Source organism: Nocardia iowensis (assembly GCF_019222765.1).
Classification (GTDB): Bacteria; Actinomycetota; Actinomycetes; order Mycobacteriales; family Mycobacteriaceae; genus Nocardia; species Nocardia iowensis.
Genome location: NZ_CP078145.1, coordinates 73076 through 97785, shown reverse-complemented (window position 1 = coordinate 97785; position 24710 = coordinate 73076). Strand labels below are relative to the sequence as shown.

The window sequence follows — 24710 nt, the reverse complement described above, 5'->3', positions numbered from 1 at the left end:
CGGATCGGCACCACGACCGGCGTACACGGCATTCGACGTACGCATGGCAAATGGGGATGACGGGTAGAGGCAGATCCGCCGCACGAGCACCCCGAACGACGACTGATAAGTAGAGTCTCAGTGATGAATGGCGACGACCCCCAGTACCGCGCGCGAATGCGCCGGGTGCCGCCGCCCGGCCCGCCGCCGGTGCAGCGTCCCGGGCCGCACCGGGCCGGTCCGCCCGGTGACCCGCAGTCGCCGTACATCGAGCCGACCCAGGTGCTGCGCCGCCGCGGTCCACAGCCACCGCTCGCGTACTCGCAGGTTCCGCCGGAAAACGTCGCCGCCCGCAGGCCGCCGCCACTCGACAAACCACGGCAGACCCATGCGCCGACGCAACAGCCGGTCCCCTACCGCGAAGGTCCGCCACCGCAGCAGCGGCGACCGTCGCGAGGTGCCCCACCTCCGCCGCCGCCCGGTCCCCCGCGCGGCGAACGTCCGGCCCGTGCCCCTCGGCCGCGCCGCAAGCGCCACTACTTCCGCTGGTTCCTGGTCTTGCTGCTGGTACTCGTGCTGGCCGCGGTCGGTGCGGTCATCCAACTCGATCGCTCGCTGACCCGCATCCCCGCTCTAGCCGATTACGCCGAACGCGTTGGCGATACGCCGGGCACCAACTGGCTGCTCGTCGGTTCGGACGGCCGCGCGGGACTGACTCCGGAGCAGGAACAGGAACTCGCCACCGGCGGCGAGGTCGGTCCGGAACGCACCGACACGATCATGCTGGTGCACGTCCCCAAATCGGGTAAGACCACGCTGGTCAGCCTGCCGCGCGACTCGTACGTCAGCATTCCCGGCAACGGCAGGGACAAGCTCAACGCCGCCTTCGCCATCGGCGGGCCGCAACTGCTGGTGCAGACCGTCGAGATCGCAACCGGCGTGCACATCGACCACTACGCGCAGATCGGCTTCAGCGGTTTCGCCGGTGTCGTCGACGCGCTCGGCGGCATCGATGTCTGCCTGCCTGCTCCCATCGACGATCCGCTGGCCGGGATCAACCTACCCGCGGGCTGCCAGAAGCTGAGCGGACCCGAGGCGCTCGGCTTCGTCCGCACCCGCGCGACCGCGCTCGCCGACCTGGACCGGGTGAACAATCAGCGCATCTTCATGGCCGCCCTGGTGAAGAAGGCGACCAGCACCGCGACTTTGGTGAACCCGTTCAAGCTGTGGCCGCTGGCCACCGGAACGGTGAAATCGCTGAAGGTCGACAAGGGCGACCACATCTGGCATCTCGCGCAGCTCGGCTGGGCGCTGCGCGGTGACACGGTGGCGACAACGGTGCCGATCGGCGGGTTCGACGATACCGCCAGCGGCAACGTGCTGGTGTGGGACAAGAACAAGGCGAGCCAGTTCTTCGACGCACTCGCTTCGGACCGACCGATTCCGGAGGACCTGCTGACGAGGTAGCGTCGGTCACATGCCGGACACCGATGCTCAGCCGTTCCCCCGTCTGCTGCGCGCACAGATTCGTCACGGATTCACCGCCGCCCAGCAGTATCTGGCGGCCGCCGTGTACTTCGACTCGAATCGGTTGCCGCAGTTGGCGAAACACTGCTACGACAAGTCGGGCGAGCAGCGCGGACACGCCTTGCGGATGGTCCAGTATCTACTCGACCGCGACCTCGACGTGCAGATCGCCGGGCTGGACGAGATCCAGTCGACCTTCGAATCCCCCGGTGCCGCAATAGCTTTCCTGCTGGAGACCGAGCAGAACCGCAGTAAGCAGATCTCCGGGCTCGCGCGCGCGGCCCGCGAATCGAACGACTATCTCGGCGAGCGCTTCATCCAATGGTTCCTGAAGGAACAGGTCGAAGACGTCGCCAGGATGACCACCGTGCTGGCCGTGATCGAGCGCTCGGCGGGCAACCTGTTCGACGTCGAGGACTTCCTCGCGCGGGAACTTCGCGCCCCGCGGCGCATCGACAACGCGACCCCGAGAATGGCTGGGGCGGCGAAGAATTAATTAGGCAATACTAGCCTCAATAAGGTTGCACTTGGATGACAGGCGCCTTGACCAGGGCTAATGTCACCTTTATGTCCAGCCATCCGGAGTCCCCACGCAGCAAATTCCACAGCCTGCTCCACGATCAGATCAGGCATGAATTCAATGCCGAGCATCAATACATCGCCATCGCGGTGTGGTTCGACAATGCGGACCTGCCCCAGTTGGCCAAGCGTTTCTATGCGCAGGCGGTCGAAGAACGTAACCACGCGATGATGATCGTGCAGTACTTCCTCGACCGGGATATCAGTGTCGAGCTTTCCGGCATCGACGCGGCCAAATCCAAGTTCGAGAATGTGCGCGAGCCGATCGCGCTCGCCCTCTCCCAGGAGAAGACGGTCACCGACCAGATCATCCAGCTGGCGAGCACCGCCCGCGAAGAGGGCGACTACCTGGGCGAACAGTTCATGCAGTGGTTCCTGAAGGAGCAGGTCGAGGAGGTCGCCAACATGACCACCCTGCTCACCATCGCCGATCGCGCCGGTTCCAACCTGTTCGATCTGGAAGAGTTCATCGCCCGGGAAATGAGTGGTCCCAGCGATGCTTCCGGTGCCCCGTCGACAGCGGGCGGATCCATCTGATCGGCATTGCCGATGGCAACAAACAGGCCCAGCTCTCTGATGAGCTGGGCCTGCTGCCGTTTATAAGAGTGCTTACTTAGCACTCATCGAACTGAACAGTGATGTAAGCATCGCGATCAGATCGGTCACGGTTTCCTCTTCCCTCGACGGTCGGTGAGACTGCCCTCACCGGCACCAGCTGTGGTGTCGCAGAGAACCTAGCCGAGCCGGGATTCGAGAGAAGTATTTTTCGCGAAATCCATCCGAGGAATTCTGCGCTCAGCGCAGGGTCACCTGACGCGACCGAAGGCCGTCCCGCGAGCGACGCTCGTCGGCGGTCAGCGGCGCGTCCGTAGCCAGTGCCTCGACCAGCCGGACGCCGAACTCCTTGGCGGGCTTGGTCCATTCCTCGGCGTGCTGTTCCGGATCCAGGTCGAAGACCGGAACCAGCACACCGTGCGTGCGGAACGAGCCCGCGAACCGGGAACCCTCGCCGAGGTGCAGACCACCGGCGGCGTGCAGGCGGGCCAGTGCCAGCATCAGGTCGTCCTCGTTTTCCGGACGGACCCAACGGATGTGTGCCTTCTCGCCGGCGTCCACCCACCACGCCGCGCCGACCGAATCCGGGCCGAGCGCGAGCCGCGCCGAGGGCATGATCGCCTGCTTGGCCTGCTCGATGGTCGCGGCGACCTGCGGGTCGGGCTGCACGCCCTCGGGCACCCACCAGTCGAAGTCCTGGTGCACCGTGAGATCCAGCTGCGCGCCCGCGTCGATCACGTCGGCCAGCCGCGGGCCGCCCGCCACGCTCTCCACCGACGACAGCGAGTCGCCCGGTTCGGCGGACTGCGTCCACAGGATGGCGGCGGCGAGGTCGGCACCCGGATCGGCGCCATGGAACTGCATCTGCGCGCCGACGAAGCCACTCGGCTGATCGCCCGCCCGCACCAGCGCGGCCACCGCACCAGGAAGCACCGTCGCGAGCACGACCTGGCGCTCGGCCGCGACGCCGGGTGCCAGCTTCAGCTCGGCGGTGGCCGACGGCACGAACTCGCGCAGCGCGACCAGATCGCACTCCGCGGCCAGCCCCTCGAAGGGACGCGAAACGGACTGGGCCGCCTGCTCCAGCGCCGCCTTCCGCTCGGCGAGACGCTGTGCCCGGTTCCCTCCGGGCTTAGGACTATTGCGCTTGCTCTTACCCACGGGGGGTCAACCTACATGGTGTGCTCGGCGGCACACCGCGCGCCACGGCGCCGAACCCGGCCGAAGGGTACTGCGGGGCAAGGTGACCGGGCGCGAACTCAGGCGGCGGCGAGCAGCGCCTTGGTGCGGCCCGGGTGATTCGTGGCGACCCAGCTGACGCCGAGGTCGGCGCACAGGCGTACGTCGTCGGGATCGTCCACGGTCCAGCAGTAGGTCGCGCGGCCCGCGGCGGCGGCCTTGTCGACCAGTTCGGGGTGGTCGCGCAGGGTCTTCACCGACGGACCGACGGCGGTGGCGCCGACCGTTGTCGCGGCGCCGCCACCGAGGTATCGCGATGATTCACCGAGCAGCACCGTCGGCAGCAACGGCGCGGCGCGGCGGATCCGCCAGACCGCGGTGGCCGCGAAAGACATGACCACCGCACGGGAGTGGTCGGCCGAGGCGGGGGTGGCGATGCCGAACCGTTGCAGTTCGGCGAGCAGCTTGTTCTCCACCAGCGCGCCGTACCGGACCGGATGCTTGGTCTCGATGAACAGCTTGGTCGGCCTGCTGCGCCAGTCGAGCACCAGGCTGATCAGTTCGCTGAGGGTGAGCACTTTGGCGTGCTCGCCGTCCGCGCCGAAGTCGAGGTCCTCGAGTTCGTCCAGGGTCATCTCGCTGACCAGCCCGGTGCCCGAGGAGGTCCGGTCGACGGTGCGGTCGTGCACGCACACCAGGTGCCCGTCCCTGGTCAGCCGGACGTCGCACTCGACGCCGTCCGCGCCCTCCTGTAGCGCCAATTCGTATGCGGCGAGCGTGTGTTCGGGGCGCGCCGCCGAAGCACCTCGGTGCGCCACGACGAACGGTGCGCGACTGCCCTGGCTCACTTGGCCATAACCTCCTCGTGCTCACGGTCCACTGCACCGTTGGAATCATCCGCGGCCCGCGCCTGCTCGCTGTCCGCGCGCGCCGCCCGGCCACCGGGCTGCACCGGCTCGATCACCGGCACGGCCGGGTCGACGGCGATCAACCAGCGCCGCGCGATCCTGCTGCGGCCGAGCACGTCTCGTTCCTCGATCGCGCGCATCATGGCGAGGGTGAGCAGCGCGACCGCGGCGGCGACCAGGTCGGTGAACGCGGTGAACAGCACCCCGTCCGCCTTGACCTGCAAGGACTCCGCGGTCCGCCACAGCAGCGCGGCCACCGCGACCACGCCGCCGAACACCCAGGCGGCCCACCAGATCCGGATCGCCCGCAGCGCGCGCGGATCACTGCGCTCGGCGACGATCTCGGTCAGGAACACCCCGGGCCACACCAGATTGACCACCGGAACCAGACAACCGAGCACCAGTGCCCGCACCGATCGGGGATCATCGCGACCGATCTTCCGGAAGGCGACCCGGCGCGTCTCGATCAACCAGCCGACCACCGCCAGCGCGGTCACCACTGCCAGCACCAGGGCGACCAGCGCGGCACCGATGACCAGCGCGTCGGAGCCGATCAGCACGGCGGGATGGATCAGCCGCGTGCGGTTGCGCAGCAGGAGCAGATAGCGCAGTAGTTCGGCGACGGCCGCGACCGCGAATACCGCGGCGGTGGCGATCAGCAACCGGGATGTCCACTGGGTCAGCCTGCCGAGCGGACGAGGAGCCTCGGCGGCGGGTCTGGGCGGCGGGTCGAGCAGCCCCCAGCGCGGAATCTGGGTGTAGCGCGGAGTTTCGCTGCCGACGACAGGCGGGGTGCTGACCGGGGACCTGCGCGCGCGATGGTCGGGCCTGCGCGCCACCCAGCGGTAGTTGCGCCGTTCGGCGGGTGCGTCGATGGGCGCGGGCGACAGCAATACGCCGCGGCAGCGCGGGCACCAGTGCATCGGGCTCGACTGCACGGCCCAGCGCGCGCCACAACGCGCACAAGGTTGTACGACCGTGCTCACCGTGCCTCCTTTGCGGCGTTCGCTAGTAGATCTTCGCCTGCTGGTCGCCGTCCGCGATCAGCGGGCGTCCCGCCTGCTGCCACGCAACCATGCCACCGTGGACCTGGATCGCGTCGAAGCCGATGTGCGTGAGGTATTCGACCACCTGGAGGGAACGACCGCCTTGCCGGCAGATGACGTACAGATCGACGTCGTAGTCCAACTCGTCCACCCGGGCGGGCACGTCGACCATCGGGATGTGCATCGCGCCCGGCGCGTGCCCGAGCTGCCATTCGTCGTCCTCGCGCACATCGAGCAGGATCGCCCGCGCGGCGTCGGCCGTGGTCGGCTCGCTGCTGTCGAATTCGCTCGGCACCGCGTCCACCGAGACCGAGGGAACATGGGGGCTCGTCACAGTTTCGATCCTGCCATGGGTGCCAGGGTGGGGTGCAGTTCCGGCCCGTGCTGCGGGCTTCGGCAGCTCGACATCGAGCCGGTACTTCAGGTATGTTCTGCGTCCCGGAACCCTGATCGGCGCCCCGCTCAGGGTCGGGATGTGCATATCTCCGACAGAGTTATCCACATAATCCACAACTTCATCCACAGGCTGCAGCTATCGGACAGCGCACCATTTTCAGGGTTTGACTATCAAAGTTACCCATCGGCTAACGGCATCCCGTGCCCCGCACCCGTTTTAAGGGTAGCTAACAGGCCGCAGGCAGATTTTCGGCGTGATCATGCGGCGCGAACGACCGATCCGAGACTCCCCTCCATCCATCCCGGAGCGGTCATTCGCCGCCGACCTCGAAACTCGCGGTGGTAGCGGGTTCCGATACCTACTTGGACGGCGCTGGGTCCCAATCGGTTCCATATAAAACGAGAACACTAGCGAAAAACTGAAATACTGGGCTCCACCGGTAGCTGTCGGTAGCCTGTGGCCATGAACGTGAGCAGGGGGCTACTCGACGGAATGGATACGGCCGGCCTCAATGTCGCTCTGTCCGAGGCCACGTGCCTCGGGCTGGAGGTCGACGCGGCGGCCGGGCAACTACGACTCGACCTAGAGGTGCTGACGCTTCCGGAGAACGGAACGCCCACCGAGGACCGCAGGGTCCAGGTCACCTTCACCGGGGTCGGCCGCGTTGCGGCGTCCCTGCGCATGCAGAACTGGGACGATATCGATCCGCAGGTCCTGCCCCTGCAACTGGACGGCCTGGACGAGGCGATCCGCAGCTTCGGCGGCGGCCGGCTGCACGGCTGGGAGTTCGTCGATATCGATGACAGCGGCTGGGCACTGTGGAGCGAGCTGCTCAGCTTCGACACCAAATTCGACGAGCACATCTGCGCGCACGTACTGGAGTTCTCCCAGGAGGAGGGCATCGACCCGCGCGAGCTCGACGTTCGCGTCTGGTTCGACAACGTGCTCATCCACGACTCGAAGGGGCGGGAGATCTCGCTGGCGGAGTTCATCGCGGGCGGGGCGCGCTGGTGGGCGGCGCACGACGCCGGCGACCCGCGGGCTACTCGACCGGGCGTCGCACCACCACTCTGAGCACGGACACCGATACCGCACAGCCGGGCCGACCGGATGTGCGGTATTTCTGTGTGTCAGGCGCCAAGGCCCGCCGGGCAGCTAACCCCGGTCGCGTGCACCGGACAGTAGCCACCGGGGTTCTTGGCCAGGTACTGCTGGTGATAACCCTCGGCGTAGTAGAACGCCGAAAGATCGGGCTGGCCGAGCGGTACTGGGTCCCCCGGTCGTTGCCCTGCCGCATGCCCTGGGTCGGGTCGTGGTTCTCCCAGAAGTGCCGCAGCACGCCCGGGTAGTCGATCACCGCGGGATCGAAGACGATCAGCACGGATTCGGTGTGGCCGGTCTGCCCGCTACACACCTCTTCGTAGGTGGGGTTCGGCGTGTAGCCGCCGACGTACCCGACCGCGGTCGTGTACACGCCGTCGAGCTGCCAGAATTCCTGCTCCGCGCCCCAGAAACAGCCCATCGCCAGCACGGCGACCCGCATGCTTTCGGGGAAAGGGGGATGGATCGAATGGCCGTTGACGTAGTGGGTATCCGGAACCAGGATCGGTTCTGCCCGGCCGGGTAGCGCTCGATCCCGCGCAACCATGACGGGCTTGGGGAGACGCAACCGCCCCACTAGTTCGTCGTACCACGACATGGTTCGATGCTACGCGTGAGGTTCGCGCCGGTGCCGAGGAAAGTTGGTGCGACGGCGCACCACCCACCAGGGTGAGCGCCCGCGCCGGAATGCGGGGGCATCAGGCCCGGTTGGAACCGAGCGGGTGTACGAATGATGGTTGGGTGTGCTCGAGACGGGCGCACACAGCCCGACATAGGAAGGGACATCGTGGCTGAGTACACGCTGCCAGATCTGGATTACGACTACAGCGCCCTGGAGCCCCACATCTCCGGGCAGATCAACGAGCTGCATCATTCCAAGCACCACGCCGCTTACGTCGCAGGCGCGAACACCGCGCTCGAGAAGCTGGAAGCCGCCCGCGAGAGCGGCGACCACGGCGCCATTTTCCTGTACGAGAAGAACCTGGCCTTCCACCTCGGTGGGCACGTCAACCACTCCATCTGGTGGAAGAACCTGTCCCCCAACGGTGGCGACAAGCCGGTCGGCGACCTCGCCGCCGCGATCGACGACCAGTTCGGTTCGTTCGACAAGTTCCGTGCCCAGTTCACCGCCGCGGCCAACGGCCTGCAGGGCTCCGGCTGGGCGGTGCTCGGCTACGACACCCTCGGCCAGAAGCTGCTGACCTTCCAGCTGTACGACCAGCAGGCCAACGTCCCGCTTGGCATCATCCCGCTGCTGCAGGTCGACATGTGGGAGCACGCCTTCTACCTGCAGTACAAGAACGTCAAGGCGGATTACGTCACGGCATTCTGGAACGTCGTCAACTGGGAAGACGTGCAGGATCGCTTCCAGCGCGCCGTCGGCCAGGGCAAGGGCCTGATCTTCGGCTGATCGCCCCGGGGCCGAACGGGCCCGCGCTCCCCGCCGCGATTCGGCGGTTCGGGGGCGCGGGCCCGTCGCATATCTACCGATCGTGCTCGACATCCCGACTCGGTCGGGACACGCCCGGGCCGCAAACCGGTCTCGGACCGTCCGCCCGACGATCCGCTGCGGGCCTGTGGGCAGGAACAACCGATAATCAGCCCATTTCCGCCGACCGACTGGCACTCTTTGGTACTTGTGTGCCAGGTGATTCGTGGTTCATCCTCGGAATCCACAGCGCGAGGACGGGCAATACCGCCCCCGGTTAGCCCACGGGAGGCACGATGCGGACGAATGGACCGATCGGCATCACGCCGTTCCATGCCCGCGGCTCGCTGCGCGGCTTCGTCGTCTCCGGCCGCTGGCCGGACACCACCAAGGAATGGGCGCAGGTACTGGTGCTCGCCGTCCGGGTGGCCACGCTGCCGGGACTGCTGTCCACCTCGACGGTGTTCGGAGTGCGCGAAGAGCTGCCGGACGATCCCGAACCCGGCACGGTCGGCTTGGTGCTGGCCGAAGGAACCGTGCTCGGTGACGAGGCGCTCGCGCCAGGGCGGTTTGCCGACCATGTGCCCGCCGCCCTGCTGATGCTGCATCCACCCTCGGAAACCCGGCCGTCGCTGCCGGAATGCGCGGGCGCCGCATCCGGGTGCGTGCTGCTGCCCGGTGTGCCCCATCTCGGCCTCGAGCACCGGGCCGCGTGGGCCGAGGCCGAATCCGACGGCACGGTCACCTCGCTGGTCAGCCGGGTGGGCCTGGACCCGATCAGCGATCCCGACACCGCGGTTCTGGCCATGCTGCTGGCCGCGTGAGGGTACCCGAAACTCTCGGCGCGGATCGCCAAACTTATTGTGCGCATTGCGATTTCGACAACACTCGGTTGGCACACCGAGCGCGGGCCGGGTAGAGTCGGTCGCAGCGAAGGGGAGTAGCCCCCAATTGCGCAGTCGACATACTGATCCGCCCTACCAGGGCTCGGGTCCGGCTGTGTGAACCGGAGCGATCCGGTGGGCGAGACCTTCGGCCGAGACAACTATTTCGTTGTCGGCCGGAGGCATACCCAGACTCCGACCGGCAGGCCGGAGACCCGGGAGAGCCGCGCACGTCATGATCGCCACCGTTTTGCTGAGTATCGGCATCGTCTTCCTCGCCGAGCTGGGCGACAAATCCCAGCTGATGGCGTTGACGTTCGCGCTGCGCTACCGGTGGTGGGTGGTGCTCGGCGGCATCGCGACCGCCACCGCCGCGGTGCATCTGATCTCGGTCGGCGTCGGCTATTTTCTCGGCTCCGCTCTCCCGACCCGAGCCATCTCGCTGGTCGCCGCACTTACCTTCCTGGCCGTCGGCCTCTGGACGCTGCGCGAACACTTCGGCGCGGACGACGAAGACCCCGCACCGAAAACGTTGCGCGCGAGCACCGCGCCGTTCTTCGTGGTGCTGTCCGCCTTCCTGCTCGCCGAACTCGGCGACCGGACCATGTTCGCGACCGCCGCGCTGGCCACCGACTACAGCTGGGTCGGCGTGTGGGTCGGCTCGACCATCGGCATGGTGGCCGCCGACGCGCTGGCCATCGGCATCGGCATCTTGGTCGGCAAGCACCTGCCGGAACGGGCCATCGGCATCGGGTCGGGCCTGCTGTTCCTCTACTTCGGCGCCGCGACGCTGCTGTCCACCGCCGCGCCGACGCTGAGCGGGCCGGTTGTGGCCGCGCTCGCCACCGTCGCACCAGCCCTGGGTGGGGCGGCACTGCTGCTCATCCGCGCACTCCGGGCGGGGCGTCCGGAAGTACAGACCGTCGGGGCACCGGACCGGCCGTCGTCGGTCGCGGCTGCTGGTTCGGAGCCTGGAGCTCGGCAGTAGTCCGCGCGACGGCGTCGTTGGGCACGGCTCCGCGACGACGTCCTTACGGGCTCCGATGAATTCGACCAGCAGCACGCGCTCGTCGCGCGGCCGACAACTGATCCACGGACGGCCTCTGTGAGCTTCGATCAGGTGAGCGGGTTCCCCTGTACCAACACGATCAGGCCGGGTCGGTCAGCGCATCCCCGTACAGTTCTCCGCCCCGGCGCACCAGATTCAGCAGCGGCGCCCGCAGCGCGAGCAGACCCTCCAGATCATCGGCCGCGATCCGGCCGGTCACCATGGCGCTGATCGCGGCGGCCAGGGTCTGGCAGGCGAAGCGCTGCTCGTCCGACTTCGCGCCGAGCACGTCGGCGATCAGGCCGACGAACAGTTCTTGCAGTTGCGCCCTGCGCGAGATGGCCGCCGACCCCACCGCGTACACCTCGACCAGGAACAGCCGCGCGCTGGCCGGATCGTCGACGAGGTGCTGGAGATAGGCCTGGAAGATCCGGTCCATCCTGGCCATACTGTCCAGCTCGGAACCCTCGGCGTGCCGCGCCGCGTCACTGGAGGCATCCGCGATGCGGCCGAGCAGGTTCTGCACGGCCCGCTCGTAGGCAGCCTCGAAACAGGCCTCCTTGGAACGGAATTGCTCGTAGAAGGTCTCCCTCGACACCCCGGCGCGTTTCAGGATCGCCGCGACCGACGTTCCGACATAACCGTTCTCGACCATCGCATCGGCCATCGCGATCAGGATGCGCTCGCGCTGCGAGGCGACCACTTGCTCGCGCGGCAGGCCGTGCCTACCGCGCGGGAGTTGGCGTGCGCTGGTGGCCGATTCAGTCATTCGTAGCTCCGCCTTCGCTAAGCTGGCCGCTCCATTTTGCGGGGTCGAGTCGGTTGGTCTGTTGTAAAGGGTGCCTCTTCACTCCGCGCGATCTCCAAGGCGCGCCGTACACCTCGGCGCAACGCGAAGCCGATCACCCGCTGAGCGATCGGCCGGAACGGCAGCACGACGGCCACCCACCAGGGCGAAACGACCTGGCGGCGGCGCCGGGCAATGGCCTTTTCCACCGAGTCGATGGCCGGTCCGAGCGGCGCGACGCCAGATACAGTGGCGCGGCCGATGATCGCGCGGGCCGCGGCGGTACCGAACCCGCGTGAGGTCATGTCGGTGTCGAGTTCGGCGAAGTACGCGACGCCGACCTTGGCGCCGGTGTGTTTCAGCTCGATGCGCAACGTGTGGCCGAGCACCTCCACTGCCGCCTTCGACGCACTGTAAGCGCCGACCAGTGGCAGGTTCACCGCGGCGGCGAGCGAAGAGACCAGCAGCGCATAACCGTTCGAATGACTGATGTGCGGTCCGGCCGCGCGCACCGTGTAGTACACGCCGAGCACATTGACCGCCAGCGTCTCCTCCAGCACCGCCGGATCGCCCCCGATCAACGGCAACTGCCGCGCCACGCCCGCGTTCGCCACCACCACATCGAGCCCGCCCAGCTCCCCCACCAACATCTCGACCACCCGATCCACCTGTGCCGCATCCCCCACATCGCAGTACCGCCAGGGCGCATCCCCACAATCGCGCGCCACCTCCCCCAGCAACTCCTCCTCCAACCCCAGCAACGCCACCTCGGCCCCACTGTCGTGCAACTGCCGAGCCAACGCCGCCCCGATCCCCCGAGCCGCCCCAGTGATCAACACCTTCCGCCCAGCCACCGACGCCCCCGAAAACAGCTTCATGCAGCGACGGTACCACCCAAGAACAAGTTCGTTCGCAAATACTTGCGCACTGCTCCGAACCACGGCGCGGGCCCGCCGAAATGGCCAGCTGCCTGCACGTTTTCAGATATAGCAAAGAGGGTTGACATGTAACGCAGATCACAGCGCGTCGATAGAGCCGTCATCAGCTAGATCACTTCTCGAAGAAGGCAACAAGATGACGCCACCGCAGGGTGAATACCCACCCCAGCAACCTCAGAACCCGATCTGGGCCAACCAACCACCGCCCGCAGGCGGACAACAGCCAACCCAACCCGGTCAGTTTCCGGCGGCCCCCGGGGCCGGATATGGGCCACCGCAAAAGAAGTCCAACGGCCGAAGGGTCGCACTGATCGTGCTTGCTGTCATTGTCGGGCTTTGCGGATTCAGCGCGGTCCTCTCCGCAGTAAACGGCGGAGACGACAAGAACACAGACAAACCATCCAGCACAGCGGCGGCTGTCCCCGGCACCAACGCACCCGGCGCACCTGCCGCTCCTCCGGCCGAGAACACTCCCGAGGCGCAGCCCGGACTCAATACGCCCGTCCGTGACGGCAAATTCGAGTTCGTTGTCACCGACGTCCAGACCGGGCTCAGCGAAGTGGGCGACAACCCGTATCTGCAGCGAAAGGCCCAGGGCGCGTACACGATCGTATCGCTCACCGTGAAGAACACTTCGAACAAGCCGCAGGGATTCAGCCCCAGCGACCAGTACCTGTTCGACGCGGAGAACCGCAAATTCGAGAACGACATGGCGGCCGCGATCAACCTACAGCCCGACACCAGCATGTATGCCGGCGTCAACCCGGGCAATACGGTTACGGCGCAGGTGGTCTTCGACCTGCCACCCGATGCGGTGCCGAGCTATATCGTGCTGCACGATTCGATGTTCTCCGACGGGGCGAAAGTCACGCTCCAGTAAGTGGCAGCGGGGGCGGGGCGGTGGTTCTCTCCGCGGTGAGAGGGAGGCCTCATGGGGTTCGTGGGTTGTACCCGTTAGGGTGCAATTGACAAAGGGCCAACTGGCTGTCACGAACGAGAGGACCATCGTGGAGATTTCGGGTTCCGCCGCCATTGTCACCGGAGGCGCATCCGGCCTCGGCGCCGCCACCGCCAAGCGTTTCGCCGAGCTGGGGGCCACTGTCTTCGGACTGGATGTGCCGCAGTCGATCGAGCGCGCGGGCGACAACGTGCCCGCCGGGGTCACCCTCATTCCGGCCGATGTCACCAGCAATGACGAGGTCAGCGCCGCCGTCGCGAAGGTCGTCGAGTCGGGCGCGCCGCTGCGCATCGTGGTCAACTGCGCCGGTGTCGGCTGGGCCGGACGCATCCTGTCCAAGAACGGCCCGCACGATCTGGAGCTGTTCCGCACCGTCATCACCGTGAACCTGCTCGGCACCTTCAACGTCATGCGCCTGGCCGCCGACGCGATCGCCAAGACCGACGCCGTCGACGAGTACGGCCAGCGCGGCGTCATCATCAACACCGCCTCGGTCGCCGCGTTCGAGGGCCAGATCGGCCAGATCGCGTACTCGGCCTCCAAGGGTGGCGTGCACGGCATGACCGTGCCCGCCGCGCGCGACCTGGCCCAATTCGGCATCCGCGTCAACACCATCGCCCCCGGCATCATCGACACCCCGATGCTGGCCGGTGTCACCGAGGAGTACCGCAAGGGCCTCGAGGCGGGCGTGCCGTTCCCGTCCCGGCTCGGCCGCCCCGACGAGTACGCCCAGTTGTCGCAGTACATCGTCGAGCACGACTACCTCAACGGCGAGACCATCCGCATGGACGGCGCGCTCCGTATGGCCCCGCGCTAAAAGCACGCGCTACGCACCGCGCCCCGTCAGCCGCATGCACCGGCTCGACGGGGCGCAGTGCGTTCAAACCTGGGGCTTGTGGCCGATGCCGAGGAAGGCTGTCGTCGACAGCGGGTGGTTCGGCCGGTAATGCTCGGCGAGGTAGGACTTCATCACGGCCACCCGCTCGCCCCAAACCCGCTCGCCGACGCTGCGACGCATGAGCACCAGGGGTGCGCTGCTGCGCACCATGGTTTCCCACATCTGCTCCGCGCTGCCGAAGGTGACGGCGGTCGAATGACGTTGGATGGACACGGCTTCGAATCCAGCCCGGCGCATCTCGGTCTGGAAGACCTCCGGGTTCTCCAAGCTGAGGTAATTGGGTTGCGGCTCTTGAATGCTCGGGTCGGCGGCGCGGAGGGCGCCGAACATCATCCGCATCAGCGGTGATTCGGCGACCGGCGCCCAACTGGACACCACGGCCGTGCCACCGGGACGCAGCACCCGGAACAGCTCGGCGAAACCCTTGATCCGCTCCGGGAAGAACATCAGCCCGAACATGGAGAAACCGGCGTCGAACCGGTCGCTGTCGAACGGCAGGGCTTGCCCGTCCGCCACGCGCGCCTCGATATTGGTCAACCCGGCGGCCTTCGCCGCGGTGGTGAGCCGCTCGATCATCGGACCGGAGAAGTCGATGGCCTGCACCTGCGCCACCTGCGGCGCGGCCAGCAGGCTCAGCATGCCCGTCCCCGCCGCGACATCGATGACCTGGGAAGACGCTGTCAGCGAGGCGAATTCGATGGCGCGATCGGAGAACGGCTGCATGATCGCGGGCGCGAATTCGGCGTAGCCGTCGGCGACGAGATCCCATGGCTCGGCGACGGCAAGGGGGTTTCCGGACATAAGCTGGCGATCCTTTCGATCGCCCAAATGTAACCGGTCCCTACCCCACCGGACCACCAACTCCGACGAATAACGCTGTGCGCGAAGACATTAGCAGCGCATGCCAGAAGGTAGCGAAGACCGAAGGCCACCCACTCATCGCTGAATGGGTGGCCTTCGATACGAACCTCAGAGCGTGCGGGTGAGCCGATCGGTCAGGATGTGCGCGAAACGCGCCGGATCCTTCAGCTCGCCACCCTCGGCCAAGACCGCTGTGCCGTAGAGCAACTCGGCGGTCTCGGTGAGCTCGGGCACCTTGCCCGCGTCGGCGTCTTCCTTACGCGTGTCGTAGGCGTCGCGCAGCCCGGTGACCAGCGGATGGGTCGGGTTGAGCTCGAGAATCCGCTTGGTTTCCGGCATCAGCTGACCGGAGGCCCGGTACATCCGCTCCAGCATCGGGGTGAAGTCGAAGACGTCACCGACCAGGCAGGCAGGCGAGGTGGTGAGCCGGTTGGTCAGGCGCACCTCCTTGACGCTCTCGTCCAGGGTCTTGCCGAGCCAGGTCAGCAGCTCGGCGAAGTCCTTGTCCTGCTGTTCGCGCAGCGCCTCGGAGGCCTTCTTCTCCTCCTCGGATTCCAGGTCGACCTCGCCCTTGGCGATGGACTTGAACGGCTTGCCGTCGAACTCGGGCACCGAGCCGACCCACATCTCGTCCACCGGATCGGTGAGGATCAGCACCTCGCGGCCCTTGGCCTTGAAAGCCTCCATGTGCGGCGAGCTTTCGACCTGCTGGCGGGACTCGCCGGTCATGTAGTAGATGGCGTCCTGGCCGTCCGGCATGCGCTCCACGTACTGGGCGAGCGTGGTGAGCTCGGACTCGGAGTGCGTCGAGGCGAACGAGGAAACCTGCAGAATGGTCTCGCGGTTGTCGAAGTCGCCGAGCAGGCCCTCCTTGAGGACGCGCCCGAATTCCTTCCAGAAGGTCTGGTACTTCTGCTGGTCCTCGGCGCCCTGCAGGTCCTTGATCGTCGACAGAACCTTCTTGACCAGCCGCTTGCGGATCATCTGGATCTGCCGGTCCTGCTGCAGGATCTCGCGGGACACGTTGAGCGACAGGTCCTGCGCGTCCACCACGCCCTTGACGAAGCGCAGGTACTCCGGCATCAGCTCTTCGCAGTTGTCCATGATGAACACCCGCTTGACGTAGAGCTGCACGCCGCGCTTGTGCTCGCGGGTGAACAGATCGAACGGCGCCTGCGAGGGCAGGAACAGCAGCGCCTGGTATTCGAAGGTGCCCTCCGCCTTCAGCGGGATGATCTCCAGCGGATCGTCCCAGGCGTGGCTGACGTGCTTGTAGAACTCCTTGTACTCCTCGTCGCTGACCTCGCTCTTGGGGCGGGTCCACAGCGCCTTCATGGAGTTGAGGGTCTGCTCCTCGAGGACGGTCTTTTCCTTCTTGTCCTCGCCCTCCCCCTCGGTGACCGTCCGCTCGACCTGCATGCGGATCGGCCAGGCGATGAAGTCGGAGTACTTCTTGACGATCTCCCGGAGCTTCCACTCCTGGGTGTAATCGAAGAGGTGGTCCTCTTCGTCGGCGGGCTTGAGGTGCAGTGAGACGGCGGTGCCCTGCGGCGCCTGGTCGAGGGTTTCGATGGTGTAGGTGGAGCTGCCCGCGGCCGATTCCCAGCGGGTGCCCTCGGTCTCGCCCGCGCGCCGGGTGGTCAGGGTGACCTTGTCGGCGACCATGAAGGTCGAGTAGAAGCCGATGCCGAACTGGCCGATCAGTTCCTCGGCGGCCGCCTCGGACTTGGCCTCGTTCAGCTTCTTGCGCAGCTCGGCGGTGCCGGATTTGGCGAGGGTGCCGATCAGGTCCACCACCTCGGCACGGGACATGCCGATGCCGTTGTCCCGCACGGTCAGGATCCGGTTGTCCTTGTCGACTTCCAGCTCGATGTGGAGGTCGGACGTGTCGACATGCAGATCCTTGTCCCGGAAGGACTCCAGCCGCAGCTTGTCCAGCGCGTCGGAGGAGTTCGAGATCAGCTCCCGCAGGAAGGTGTCCTTGTTGGAGTAGACCGAATGGATCATCAGCTCGAGCAGCTGATGCGTCTCTGCCTGAAACTCGAGTTGTTCGACGTGCTCTGTCACGACGCGATAGTACGTCGCCCGAAATCGGCTAGGCCAGGAACCTCGAGGTCGGCCCGGTCCGACATCCAGTCACGCAGCACCTGGGTGGCCCGCACGTCGTCCTCGTTGTACTCCAGCAACCGGGTGCGCTGGGACATATCGGGCGCGCCCTCGTAGCCGACGGCCAGCCGATACCAGCTCATCGATGCCTCGCCGCCCGCCTCGGCGTCGCGCCAGGCGAAGCCGGCTACCGGGGCGATCTTCTTGAGCCCCTTGCCGTTCGGGCAGATGAACTGATCGGAGACGGCCTGGAACATGTCCACCCACTGCGGCCCGTCGACGAACGCGCGCACCTGGTCGACCGTCGGCACCCCGGGTCGCCCGGCGAACCGGCGCGCCGACTCGTACAGCCACTTGTCCTCGGCGGTGCGCGAATAGCAGTAGGCGGCAAAGGTTTTCCCGCTCGCGGCAGCCTCGGCCCTGACCGTCATCAGCCAGGTCCAGAACTCACCGAAGGAGCGGCCCTCGTCCTCGGTGGGCAGCGGATCCCAGGTGACGAACGGGCGGTACACCCCGTCGAGCAGCGTGCCCCACAGGTAGGCGCCGTACTCCTGGAAACTCTCCAGGTCCACGTCCACTTCGACGTCGGCCCGCTGCACCTGGACCGGCGTCACCCGGCGGACCAGCGGCGCGCCCGCGATCCAGGCCCGCGCGGTGACCACAGCCTCGTCGAACGGGCCGTGCTGCCAGTCGTCGGGGTCGTCGCCCGCCCATTCGGCCAGGTCGTCGATGGTCTGCACACCGTGCCTGCGCAGCACGTCGGCCCGCGAGCCGGGCGCGACCAGGCTGACGTCGCGGTGCTCGATGAGCCAGGCTTCACAGCTCGGTCCCTCGATGCCGCGGGTCCACCACGGGCACTGCCGGCATTCGGGCACCTTCGACGGCACCGTCGGCAGCTCGCCGCGGACCACCGCGACCCGGTCCGCGTAGCGCTGGTCGTAATCGGCGAGCACCGGCCCGAGGTCGTGCACCAGGATGCAGTCGAAGTGATAGCCGATCACGCCGCCGACCAGTGCCGGGCTCGCCATGCCGTGGCGCTGCAGCATCCGGTACAGGTGCGCGAGGCGCTGCTGGTCGCGCGGCTGCTGGCGCAGCTTGCGGTGCCGGTCCGGTTTGGGGTTCCAGTGGAACGGGTCCGAGGTGGTCGGGTGGAAGTCGGCGGGTTCCGGGTGACGCGGGTCGGTCACCTTGTGGTTCACCACGATCACCGGGATGTACCCGCCGCGATCGAGGTCGCGCAGCAGGATTTCCGAGCCGCCGCGCCTGCCGGTTTCCGGTTCCTGTGGCAGCAGCCCGCCCCAGATGTGTTGCACGCCAGCCGCACACGCCCGCATGGTGGCCTCGGCCCGCTCGGCCGCGCGCAGCGTGGGATCGATCACCACCCAGCCGTCCGGATCCGCCGCGATCAACGCGTCGCGCACCCGCAGCCGGTGCGCGGTGGCCGCCTCCCGGCGCTGCCGCACCCCGGGATCCTCGGTGACGCCGAGCAACGCCCCCGGATGGGCCGCGTCCAAGTGCAGCCGATGACGGCAACCGATCAACGCCCTGGCATCGATGAAAGGGGTCGGCGCATCCGCGACGCCGGCCGGCCGTTCGACGGCCATGCCGTTGTGCTTGCGACCTTCCCGGTCACCGATGCCCGAATCCACGCTATGCAGTATGGTCCCTCCCCCCGACAAACCCACGAACCCCGTGGGCACGGCCGGGTTCGCTCGCTGGTGTCACGGTCCACCCGATAGGGTAAGGACAAACCGTGTGACATGGGCGGACGGGCTTTCCCCGGCGTCGTACTGCCATGGCAAACCAGCATGACGGAGGGCCTTCGATGGGGTTGTTCACGAAGCGCAAGCGGCGTCCGAGCCGCAGGGCCGAGGCGAAAGCCCTCAAGCACAAGGCCGCTTTGGAGGCCAAACTGGTCGCCAAGAACGACCGCAAGGCCCGCCGCGCGGAGGCCCGCACCCAGCGCAAGGTGGCCAAGGCGCAGATCTCGGCTTTGCAGGCGGAGGAGAAGGCCGCGCTGAAGCTGGCCGCCAAGGCCGAGCGTGACCTGTTCAGCGCGGGCCAGGTGAAGAAGTATCTCGGCGTGGCCCGGGTGCTGATCCCGGTGCTCGCGCCGCTGGCCTACCGCGGTGCGACCTACCTGCGCGCGCAGCTCGACACCCGCAAGGCCCAGCAGCTCGGCATCGGTATCGAGCAGCTCGGCGACTTCAGCGGCCACGGTGCCAAGCTGCAGGCCCGGATCGCGAATACCGAAGCGGCCCTTGCCAAGGTCGGTGCGCAGGACGGCAAGGACAAGGGCGAGACGCAGAAGTTCGTCACCGCCACCCAGGCTCGCTTGTCCAGCCTGGCCGCCGCGGTGCAGACCGCCGAGCAGATGCCCGCGCCGCGCCGCCGCGCCGTGCACGCGTCGATCTCGGAGGAGCTGTCCGGGGTCGAGGCGGACGTCCTGGCCCGCCTCGGCGTGCGCTGACCTTTTCGCGTGATGCCCCCCTCGCCGAGTACCGGCCACCTGCGCGGTGGCCTGGTCGGCGTGCTGGTGGGGGTCCTCGCCGTCGCCGCGCACGGTGTCGCGGGCGGTGGCTTACCCAGTTCCGCGGAGCTGACGCTGGTGCTGTTGGTCGCCGCGGCGGCCGGTTGTGCGGCGAATGTGGTTGCCGCCGGGCGTGGTTCGGTCCTCGGACTACTCGCATTCGGGCAGCTGGCCGGTCATAGTGCGCTGTCCGGCCTGCTCGGGCACGAACATGCCACGACCGCACCGACCGCGGCGCTGCCCACCGGCTGGATGCTGGTCGCGCACGTCGTCGCCACCTTCACCTGCGCGGCACTGATCTCGGTTGCCGAGCGGCTGTACGCCGTGGCATCCGGCGCCGTCCGCGCGGTGCTCGCGGCACCACATCCGCCGCGCGTCGTCGGGTCGACGCACTGGCCCAATCCTGGTCTCCCGCAGTACCGCTGTCCGCCGAACGGTGCGATCGGCCCGCGCGCGCCGCCGGTGCCCGCCTGACCCGCCGCACCACTCCCCTTCGGACAGAAAGCCTTTCCCATGCACCGTTCGATTTCGCGCGCCACCGGCACGGCCGCGGCCGCCGCCACCCTCGGGCTGCTCGCCTGCGGCACCGCCGCCGCACACGTCAGCGTCGACGCGCCGGGCGCCCAGCAGGGCAAATACTCGGTGGCCACCTTCCGAGTCCCCACCGAATCCGACACCGCGAGCACCACCGCCCTCACCGTCACCGTGCCCAACCTGAAAAGCGCACGGACCGAGCCGATTCCGGGCTGGTCGGCCAAGGTGGACCGGAACGACAAGTCGGAGATCACCACGATCACCTGGACCGCCGAGCCGGGCAACCCTGGTGTCGGTCCCGGCCAGTTCCAACGTTTCGCGGTCTCGCTCGGCCCGCTGCCCAAGCAGGAGACGGTCAGCTTCCCGGCCAAGCAGACCTACAGCGACGGCAAGGTCGTCAGCTGGGATCAGCCCGAAGGCAAAGACGGTGCGGAGCCCGAACATCCGGCACCGTCGCTCACCCTGGCCGAGGGCAAGCCCGACGCCGCCGACGCCCACAAGGTCGGCAACGAATCCGCCGACAAGTCGAGCGATGACACCGACAACACCGCCCGCTGGCTCGGCGGCATCGGCCTCGCCCTCGGCCTGCTCGGCGTCGCGCTCGGCCTCGGCAATGTGATCCGGGCGCGGCAGTCATGACCCGGCGCCTGCTCACCGCGCTGGTCGCGGGGCTGTTCTTAGTCGGATTCGGGATCGCCGCAACCGGTACCGCCGCCGCGCACTCCGCGCCGACCGCCAGCGTGCCGGACGACGGCGCGACGATCGAGGCGGGACCGGCACGGGCGAGCATCACCTTCAACGAGGATCTGCAGCCCAATTTCCCCTCGCTCACCGTGGTCGGCCCGGATGGCAACCTGTGGTCGAAGGGCGCGCCGGTGGTCGACGGCAAGACGGTCAGCGTCGAGGTCGGCGAGCTCGGCCCGGTCGGCCAGTACACGGTCGCCTACCGGGTGACCTCCGCCGACGGCCATCCGGTCAGCGGCACCCGGCATTTCACGCTGAGCAAGCCGGGCAATGGCGTCGCCGGGCCCAAGCCGACGGCCAAGAACGGTAGTTCCGAGGAGGACAGCTCCGGCGGAGTTCCGTTGTGGGTCTTCATCGTCGGCGCCGTCGTGCTCTTCGGTGGCGGGCTGGCGTTCGCCCTGTTCGGCGGCAGGAGCCGGAAACCGAAGTCGTGACGGGCGCGACGATCGGCGGCCGAGGCGGTGCGCGGCGGGGCACCGCACGCGCACCGTGGTCGGTGTTGCTGATCGTCCCGGCCGGACTGCTCGGGGTGCTGCTCGCCTGGGCGCTTGCCCTGCCCGCGGGCTTCGCCGCCGAGGCGACCGTCCGAGTGATCGCGGACGGCGTCGGCGCGACGGTTCTCGGGCTCGCGGCGCTGCCCCGGCTGCGGGAACGACTGGTGCCGCCGTGGCGGTTGCTCGCCGTGCTCGCCGGATTCTGGTGCGGCACCGAGTTCGCGGTGCTGGTGTTCGAGGCGGCCGAGGTGGTGGGCGTGCCGGTCACCGGGTTGGGCGCCGGACAGTTCGGCAGCTATCTGGTGGACATCAGCGGCGGACAGGTCGGGATCGCCATCCTGGTCGGCGTCGGCGCGGTCGCCTGCTATTCGGCGGTGGCCTTCCGGCGGCCCGATATCGCCTCGGCCGACCTGGTCCTCGTGTTCGCCGCGGTCGCGCTGGCGCTGCGGCCGATCACCGGGCACATGTCACAGCAGGCGTTCGGTTCCGTGCTCGCCGCGGTGCATGCGCTGGCGGCGGCGGTCTGGTTCGGGCTGCTGGTCGCGCTCGCACTGGTGGTGCGCACCCGCGGCGAGTGGGCCGTGGTGTTGCCCAGGTATTCGGCGGTGGCGTTGCCGCTGGTCGCGACGGTGGCGGTGACCGGACTGCTGAACGGAGTGGTGCGGGTCGGCGGGATCACGCCGTTCGTCAGCACCGGCTACGGCCGCATCCTGCTCGCGAAAACCGTTGTGCTGGTCGGCTTGCTGGCGCTGGGCTGGTGGTGGCGACGCAGCTGGGTGCACCGGGCCGCGGACCATCGGATAACCGCCGAGGCGTCGCTGCGCCGGGCAACCATCGAGGTGGTCGTGATGGCGCTGGCCTTCGGCCTGGCCGCCACCCTCGCCGTCACCGCGTGACGCCCCCAGCGGCCCGGTCGCCCAGGTTCGGCAGGAGCGTGTGCAGTCAGCTCGGTCGGCCCGCCTGACCAGGCGACCTAGATCGAAACCGGTTACTGTTTTCGCATGACCGAAGTGAAGATCGTCGAGGATTGTGCCGCGTCGGCGGAGTCCGCGTTCGCCTACGTGAACGACTACCAGAATCTGCCGCGCTTCCTGCACGGGATCCAGTCCTTCACCCCGGTCGGCGCGCAGACGGTCGGCGTCGGCGCCGCGTTCGACGGCCACATCAAGCTCGGACCCGCCTCGCTGAAGTCGCGCATCGAGGTGGTGCGCTGGGAAGAGAACGCCGCCATCGCGGTGAAGTCGATCAAGGGCTTCGAGGTCGAGTCGACCTTCCTGTTCCATGCCAAGGGTGCCGCCTCGTGCACCGTCGACGCGATCGTCGACTTCCGGGTTGGCGGCGGCCTGGCCGGACGCGCGCTCGGCAAGACCATCGAGCCGTTCGTGAAGATCGCGGTCCAGCACACCACGCACAATCTGATCACTCAGATCGCGGCCTTCCACGCCAGTCGCGCGGCCGAATCGGATGAGCCCGTTCATTGATCGGTGTCGTGGGGGATGCTTGATCGATGAGCGCGGCACCAACCTTCGTCCAGCGGATCGGCTATCTGCGGCCGCACCTTGCCCGCGTCGATGACCGACTGGGTGCGCGAGGACCTGGTCGGCGCCGGTGCCACCCGCCGCTATCTGCTGCGGATTCTGCTGCCGCTGATTCCGGTGCTCATGCTGTTCCTGCTGCTACCGGGCCCGCTGTGGATGGGTCTGGCGATGATGGCGTTGCTGTATCTGCCGCTGATCTATTTCACGGTGGCGTTGATGTACGTGTATCGGCGGCATCGGCTGATCAAGCACGGCCTCGATCCGGCGCTGGCCGACGCCGATGCCCGGCGGCGAGCCGAGCCGGAACGCCTCGCTTACGAGCGTCGGCATGGGCGAGGTTAGTGGCTCAGCAACCTAGCGGTGACCCTTGACACAGGCATAGCCTTTAGGTATGAAAACCCCCACTATTCGGCAGCGGATCGCCTACGATCTGGGCCGCGAGCTCCCCGAGGAGCTGCACGAGTGGGTCACCCACGACCTCGTCGGACACGGGGCCATGGAGCGATATCTCGTCCGGTTCCTCGGTCCCGTCATTCCGTTCTTCGCGCTGGTACTGCTGTTTCCCGGCCCGATGCTGCTGAAGATCGGCTTGATCGTGATGATGATCGTCCCGCTGGTCATCTTCACCGTGGCGCTCAGCTACGTCTGGCGCCGCTTCCGGCTCGCCCAGCACGGTCTGAACCCGGCGCTGGTCGACCAGGCCAAGTTCTCCGAACACGATCGGGACATGTACGAACTGCACTACGGGCATCGATAGGTAGTGCTCAAACGCGACGCGCATACCCAAAGCAACCACCACGCGCGAGTTTTGCGAGCGCCGTTCGCGGCCCGTCTCGCGTCCGAGTGGACGAAGCGCATGCGCCGTAGGCGCGAGTCTCGGCCGCTCGGACGCGAGACTCCGGGGGCCGCGAACACGCCGGGCCGCAGGCACGGCAAAATCAACACAGTGACCGACGCACAGGACTTTGTTGCCACTGCCGACCTGGCCGACGAGATCGGCCCCGAGATCCGCAGCTGCGACACGCAGTTCATCCAGTTCGGTGGCCGCGCGGCGTTCGCGGGCCGCATCACCACCATCCGCTGCTTCCAGGACAACCTGCTGGTCAAGCAGACGCTCGGCGAACCGGGCAACGGCAAGGTGCTGGTCGTCGATGGCGGCGCGAGCGTGCACACCGCGCTGGTCGGCGACATCATCGCCGGACGCGGCGTGGACAACGGCTGGGCGGGTGTGATCGTCAATGGCGCGGTGCGCGACTCGGCGATCCTGCGCACCCTCGACATCGGCATCAAGGCCCTTGGTACCAATCCGCGCAAGAGCACTCAGACCGGTGCGGGCGACCGCGACGTACCGGTCGAATTCGGTGGTGTCACCTTCGTGCCGGGCGACATGCTCTACAGCGACCACGACGGTGTCGTGGTACGCGCCGAGGACTGAACCAGCTGATCAGACCGACACTCTGGCCTGGTGACCGGCCAGGGTGACGACATCGCCGACCTGTAGCTGCCGCCCGCGCCGTAGCTCCACCTCGTCGTTCACCCGCACCAGACCGGAGGCGATGACAGTCTTGGCCTCCGAACCGGATTCGATCAGGTTGGCCAGTTTCAAGAACTGACCGAGCCGGATGACGTCGTCATCGATCGGTACATCGACTGGTTCTGCCATGGGATACATCCTTACCTTGCACCCGGA

28 protein-coding genes and 1 pseudogene are annotated in these 24710 nt (G+C 67.5%); 18 read left to right on the top strand and 11 right to left on the bottom strand.

What is annotated here, in order from left to right; translation table 11 throughout:
• Positions 1–123: 123 nt before the first annotated feature.
• From KV110_RS00440 to KV110_RS00430, 3 genes are all read left to right on the top strand, one after another.
• Positions 124–1446 (top strand): LCP family protein, encoded by a 1323-nt coding sequence (locus KV110_RS00440; protein WP_218472572.1) that lies wholly within the window; start codon positions 124–126, stop codon positions 1444–1446.
• A gap of 10 nt (positions 1447–1456) precedes the next feature.
• Positions 1457–2002 (top strand): ferritin, encoded by a 546-nt coding sequence (locus KV110_RS00435; RefSeq protein WP_218472571.1) that lies wholly within the window; start codon positions 1457–1459, stop codon positions 2000–2002.
• Positions 2003–2073: 71 nt separating this feature from the next.
• A complete protein-coding gene (locus KV110_RS00430; protein ID WP_218472570.1) occupies positions 2074–2622 on the top strand; it encodes a ferritin in 549 nt (182 codons plus the stop codon).
• A gap of 258 nt (positions 2623–2880) precedes the next feature.
• Here KV110_RS00430 and KV110_RS00425 read toward each other — a convergent pair whose 3' ends face one another.
• The 4 genes from KV110_RS00425 to KV110_RS00410 form a co-directional block, all read right to left on the bottom strand.
• Positions 2881–3801: a DUF5926 family protein gene (locus tag KV110_RS00425; RefSeq protein WP_218472569.1), complete on the bottom strand. Its 921-nt coding sequence runs from the start codon at positions 3799–3801 to the stop codon at positions 2881–2883.
• 98 nt (positions 3802–3899) lie between these two features.
• The gene (locus tag KV110_RS00420; protein WP_218472568.1) at positions 3900–4667 is read right to left on the bottom strand and encodes a glycerophosphodiester phosphodiesterase; all 768 of its coding nucleotides are present in this window, start codon (positions 4665–4667) and stop codon (positions 3900–3902) included.
• Positions 4664–5713: a DUF4328 domain-containing protein gene (locus KV110_RS00415; RefSeq protein WP_218472567.1), complete on the bottom strand. Its 1050-nt coding sequence runs from the start codon at positions 5711–5713 to the stop codon at positions 4664–4666. The genes KV110_RS00420 and KV110_RS00415 overlap by 4 nt, the downstream gene beginning before the upstream one ends.
• 22 nt (positions 5714–5735) lie before the next feature.
• On the bottom strand, positions 5736–6107 hold the full coding sequence (locus KV110_RS00410; RefSeq protein WP_218472566.1) for a rhodanese-like domain-containing protein: 372 nt from the start codon (positions 6105–6107) through the stop codon (positions 5736–5738).
• A gap of 525 nt (positions 6108–6632) precedes the next feature.
• Here KV110_RS00410 and KV110_RS00405 point away from each other — a divergent pair.
• Positions 6633–7244 carry a hypothetical protein gene (locus KV110_RS00405; RefSeq protein WP_218472565.1) on the top strand — a complete coding sequence of 204 codons (612 nt, stop codon included), beginning with the start codon at positions 6633–6635 and terminating at the stop codon, positions 7242–7244.
• A gap of 56 nt (positions 7245–7300) precedes the next feature.
• On the opposite strand, the pseudogene msrA reads toward KV110_RS00405, so the two are convergent.
• Positions 7301–7869 (bottom strand): annotated as a pseudogene (gene msrA / locus KV110_RS00400) (peptide-methionine (S)-S-oxide reductase MsrA).
• A 189-nt stretch (positions 7870–8058) separates the two neighbouring features.
• Here msrA and KV110_RS00395 point away from each other — a divergent pair.
• The 3 genes from KV110_RS00395 (at position 8059) to KV110_RS00385 (ending at position 10572) form a co-directional block, all read left to right on the top strand.
• Complete coding sequence (locus KV110_RS00395) at positions 8059–8682, top strand: superoxide dismutase (protein ID WP_218472564.1); 624 nt, start codon at positions 8059–8061, stop codon at positions 8680–8682.
• Positions 8683–8996: 314 nt separating this feature from the next.
• The gene (locus KV110_RS00390) at positions 8997–9524 is read left to right on the top strand and encodes a peptidase (RefSeq protein ID WP_218472563.1); all 528 of its coding nucleotides are present in this window, start codon (positions 8997–8999) and stop codon (positions 9522–9524) included.
• A gap of 295 nt (positions 9525–9819) precedes the next feature.
• Positions 9820–10572 carry a TMEM165/GDT1 family protein gene (locus tag KV110_RS00385; protein ID WP_218472562.1) on the top strand — a complete coding sequence of 251 codons (753 nt, stop codon included), beginning with the start codon at positions 9820–9822 and terminating at the stop codon, positions 10570–10572.
• A gap of 160 nt (positions 10573–10732) precedes the next feature.
• Here the strand turns inward: KV110_RS00385 and KV110_RS00380 are convergent, their stop codons facing one another.
• On the bottom strand, positions 10733–11401 hold the full coding sequence (locus KV110_RS00380) for a TetR/AcrR family transcriptional regulator (RefSeq protein ID WP_218472561.1): 669 nt from the start codon (positions 11399–11401) through the stop codon (positions 10733–10735).
• A gap of 17 nt (positions 11402–11418) precedes the next feature.
• On the bottom strand, positions 11419–12297 hold the full coding sequence (locus tag KV110_RS00375; protein ID WP_218472560.1) for an SDR family NAD(P)-dependent oxidoreductase: 879 nt from the start codon (positions 12295–12297) through the stop codon (positions 11419–11421).
• A 196-nt stretch (positions 12298–12493) separates the two neighbouring features.
• On the opposite strand from KV110_RS00375, the gene KV110_RS00370 reads away from it, so the two are divergent.
• A complete protein-coding gene (locus KV110_RS00370) occupies positions 12494–13237 on the top strand; it encodes a DUF4352 domain-containing protein (protein WP_218472559.1) in 744 nt (247 codons plus the stop codon).
• A 127-nt stretch (positions 13238–13364) separates the two neighbouring features.
• On the top strand, positions 13365–14132 hold the full coding sequence (locus KV110_RS00365; RefSeq protein ID WP_218472558.1) for an SDR family NAD(P)-dependent oxidoreductase: 768 nt from the start codon (positions 13365–13367) through the stop codon (positions 14130–14132).
• 63 nt (positions 14133–14195) lie between these two features.
• Here the strand turns inward: KV110_RS00365 and KV110_RS00360 are convergent, their stop codons facing one another.
• The 3 genes from KV110_RS00360 to KV110_RS00350 all read right to left on the bottom strand — a co-directional run bounded on the left by KV110_RS00360 (position 14196) and on the right by KV110_RS00350 (position 18784).
• A complete protein-coding gene (locus KV110_RS00360) occupies positions 14196–15014 on the bottom strand; it encodes a class I SAM-dependent methyltransferase (RefSeq protein WP_218472557.1) in 819 nt (272 codons plus the stop codon).
• A gap of 168 nt (positions 15015–15182) precedes the next feature.
• Positions 15183–17141 (bottom strand): molecular chaperone HtpG, encoded by a 1959-nt coding sequence (gene htpG / locus KV110_RS00355; RefSeq protein WP_218472556.1) that lies wholly within the window; start codon positions 17139–17141, stop codon positions 15183–15185.
• Complete coding sequence (locus tag KV110_RS00350; protein WP_218478058.1) at positions 17138–18784, bottom strand: TM0106 family RecB-like putative nuclease; 1647 nt, start codon at positions 18782–18784, stop codon at positions 17138–17140. Before KV110_RS00350 ends, htpG begins: the two co-directional genes overlap by 4 nt.
• A 221-nt stretch (positions 18785–19005) precedes the next feature.
• Between KV110_RS00350 and KV110_RS00345 the strand changes: the two genes are divergently transcribed.
• The 9 genes from KV110_RS00345 (at position 19006) to rraA (ending at position 24455) form a co-directional block, all read left to right on the top strand.
• Positions 19006–19650 carry a DUF6474 family protein gene (locus KV110_RS00345; protein WP_218472555.1) on the top strand — a complete coding sequence of 215 codons (645 nt, stop codon included), beginning with the start codon at positions 19006–19008 and terminating at the stop codon, positions 19648–19650.
• Positions 19651–19659: 9 nt separating this feature from the next.
• Positions 19660–20184, top strand: coding sequence for a hypothetical protein (locus KV110_RS00340; protein WP_218472554.1), 525 nt, complete (start codon positions 19660–19662; stop codon positions 20182–20184).
• Between the two features lie 39 nt (positions 20185–20223).
• Positions 20224–20883, top strand: a complete 660-nt coding sequence (locus KV110_RS00335; RefSeq protein WP_218472553.1) for a YcnI family copper-binding membrane protein — start codon at positions 20224–20226, stop codon at positions 20881–20883.
• The gene (locus tag KV110_RS00330; protein ID WP_218472552.1) at positions 20880–21422 is read left to right on the top strand and encodes a copper resistance CopC family protein; all 543 of its coding nucleotides are present in this window, start codon (positions 20880–20882) and stop codon (positions 21420–21422) included. Before KV110_RS00335 ends, KV110_RS00330 begins: the two co-directional genes overlap by 4 nt.
• On the top strand, positions 21419–22378 hold the full coding sequence (locus tag KV110_RS00325; RefSeq protein ID WP_218472551.1) for a copper resistance D family protein: 960 nt from the start codon (positions 21419–21421) through the stop codon (positions 22376–22378). The genes KV110_RS00330 and KV110_RS00325 overlap by 4 nt, the downstream gene beginning before the upstream one ends.
• A 105-nt stretch (positions 22379–22483) precedes the next feature.
• Positions 22484–22963, top strand: coding sequence for an SRPBCC family protein (locus KV110_RS00320; RefSeq protein ID WP_218472550.1), 480 nt, complete (start codon positions 22484–22486; stop codon positions 22961–22963).
• A gap of 90 nt (positions 22964–23053) precedes the next feature.
• Positions 23054–23362, top strand: coding sequence for a DUF5313 family protein (locus tag KV110_RS00315; RefSeq protein ID WP_218472549.1), 309 nt, complete (start codon positions 23054–23056; stop codon positions 23360–23362).
• A gap of 49 nt (positions 23363–23411) precedes the next feature.
• Positions 23412–23777 carry a DUF5313 family protein gene (locus KV110_RS00310; protein WP_218472548.1) on the top strand — a complete coding sequence of 122 codons (366 nt, stop codon included), beginning with the start codon at positions 23412–23414 and terminating at the stop codon, positions 23775–23777.
• 189 nt (positions 23778–23966) lie between these two features.
• A complete protein-coding gene (gene rraA, locus KV110_RS00305; protein WP_218472547.1) occupies positions 23967–24455 on the top strand; it encodes a ribonuclease E activity regulator RraA in 489 nt (162 codons plus the stop codon).
• A gap of 9 nt (positions 24456–24464) precedes the next feature.
• On the opposite strand, the gene KV110_RS00300 is transcribed toward rraA, so the two are convergent.
• Positions 24465–24683 carry an RNA-binding S4 domain-containing protein gene (locus KV110_RS00300; protein WP_218472546.1) on the bottom strand — a complete coding sequence of 73 codons (219 nt, stop codon included), beginning with the start codon at positions 24681–24683 and terminating at the stop codon, positions 24465–24467.
• Positions 24684–24710: the final 27 nt, after the last annotated feature.

What these genes read in the sequence shown, in the direction of transcription:
- KV110_RS00405 (WP_218472565.1), top strand. Translation starts at nt 6,633, where the DNA reads ATGAACGTGAGCAGGGGGCTACTCGACGGAATGGATACGGCCGGCCTC.
- KV110_RS00370 (WP_218472559.1), top strand. Translation starts at nt 12,494, where the DNA reads ATGACGCCACCGCAGGGTGAATACCCACCCCAGCAACCTCAGAACCCG.
- KV110_RS00385 (WP_218472562.1), top strand. Translation starts at nt 9,820, where the DNA reads ATGATCGCCACCGTTTTGCTGAGTATCGGCATCGTCTTCCTCGCCGAG.
- KV110_RS00390 (WP_218472563.1), top strand. Translation starts at nt 8,997, where the DNA reads ATGCGGACGAATGGACCGATCGGCATCACGCCGTTCCATGCCCGCGGC.
- KV110_RS00380 (WP_218472561.1), bottom strand. Translation starts at nt 11,401, where the DNA reads ATGACTGAATCGGCCACCAGCGCACGCCAACTCCCGCGCGGTAGGCAC.
- KV110_RS00435 (WP_218472571.1), top strand. Translation starts at nt 1,457, where the DNA reads ATGCCGGACACCGATGCTCAGCCGTTCCCCCGTCTGCTGCGCGCACAG.
- KV110_RS00350 (WP_218478058.1), bottom strand. Translation starts at nt 18,784, where the DNA reads ATGGCCGTCGAACGGCCGGCCGGCGTCGCGGATGCGCCGACCCCTTTC.
- KV110_RS00320 (WP_218472550.1), top strand. Translation starts at nt 22,484, where the DNA reads ATGACCGAAGTGAAGATCGTCGAGGATTGTGCCGCGTCGGCGGAGTCC.
- KV110_RS00330 (WP_218472552.1), top strand. Translation starts at nt 20,880, where the DNA reads ATGACCCGGCGCCTGCTCACCGCGCTGGTCGCGGGGCTGTTCTTAGTC.
- KV110_RS00300 (WP_218472546.1), bottom strand. Translation starts at nt 24,683, where the DNA reads ATGGCAGAACCAGTCGATGTACCGATCGATGACGACGTCATCCGGCTC.
- KV110_RS00335 (WP_218472553.1), top strand. Translation starts at nt 20,224, where the DNA reads ATGCACCGTTCGATTTCGCGCGCCACCGGCACGGCCGCGGCCGCCGCC.
- KV110_RS00310 (WP_218472548.1), top strand. Translation starts at nt 23,412, where the DNA reads ATGAAAACCCCCACTATTCGGCAGCGGATCGCCTACGATCTGGGCCGC.
- KV110_RS00345 (WP_218472555.1), top strand. Translation starts at nt 19,006, where the DNA reads ATGGGGTTGTTCACGAAGCGCAAGCGGCGTCCGAGCCGCAGGGCCGAG.
- KV110_RS00315 (WP_218472549.1), top strand. Translation starts at nt 23,054, where the DNA reads ATGACCGACTGGGTGCGCGAGGACCTGGTCGGCGCCGGTGCCACCCGC.
- KV110_RS00360 (WP_218472557.1), bottom strand. Translation starts at nt 15,014, where the DNA reads ATGTCCGGAAACCCCCTTGCCGTCGCCGAGCCATGGGATCTCGTCGCC.
- KV110_RS00375 (WP_218472560.1), bottom strand. Translation starts at nt 12,297, where the DNA reads ATGAAGCTGTTTTCGGGGGCGTCGGTGGCTGGGCGGAAGGTGTTGATC.
- KV110_RS00430 (WP_218472570.1), top strand. Translation starts at nt 2,074, where the DNA reads ATGTCCAGCCATCCGGAGTCCCCACGCAGCAAATTCCACAGCCTGCTC.
- KV110_RS00440 (WP_218472572.1), top strand. Translation starts at nt 124, where the DNA reads ATGAATGGCGACGACCCCCAGTACCGCGCGCGAATGCGCCGGGTGCCG.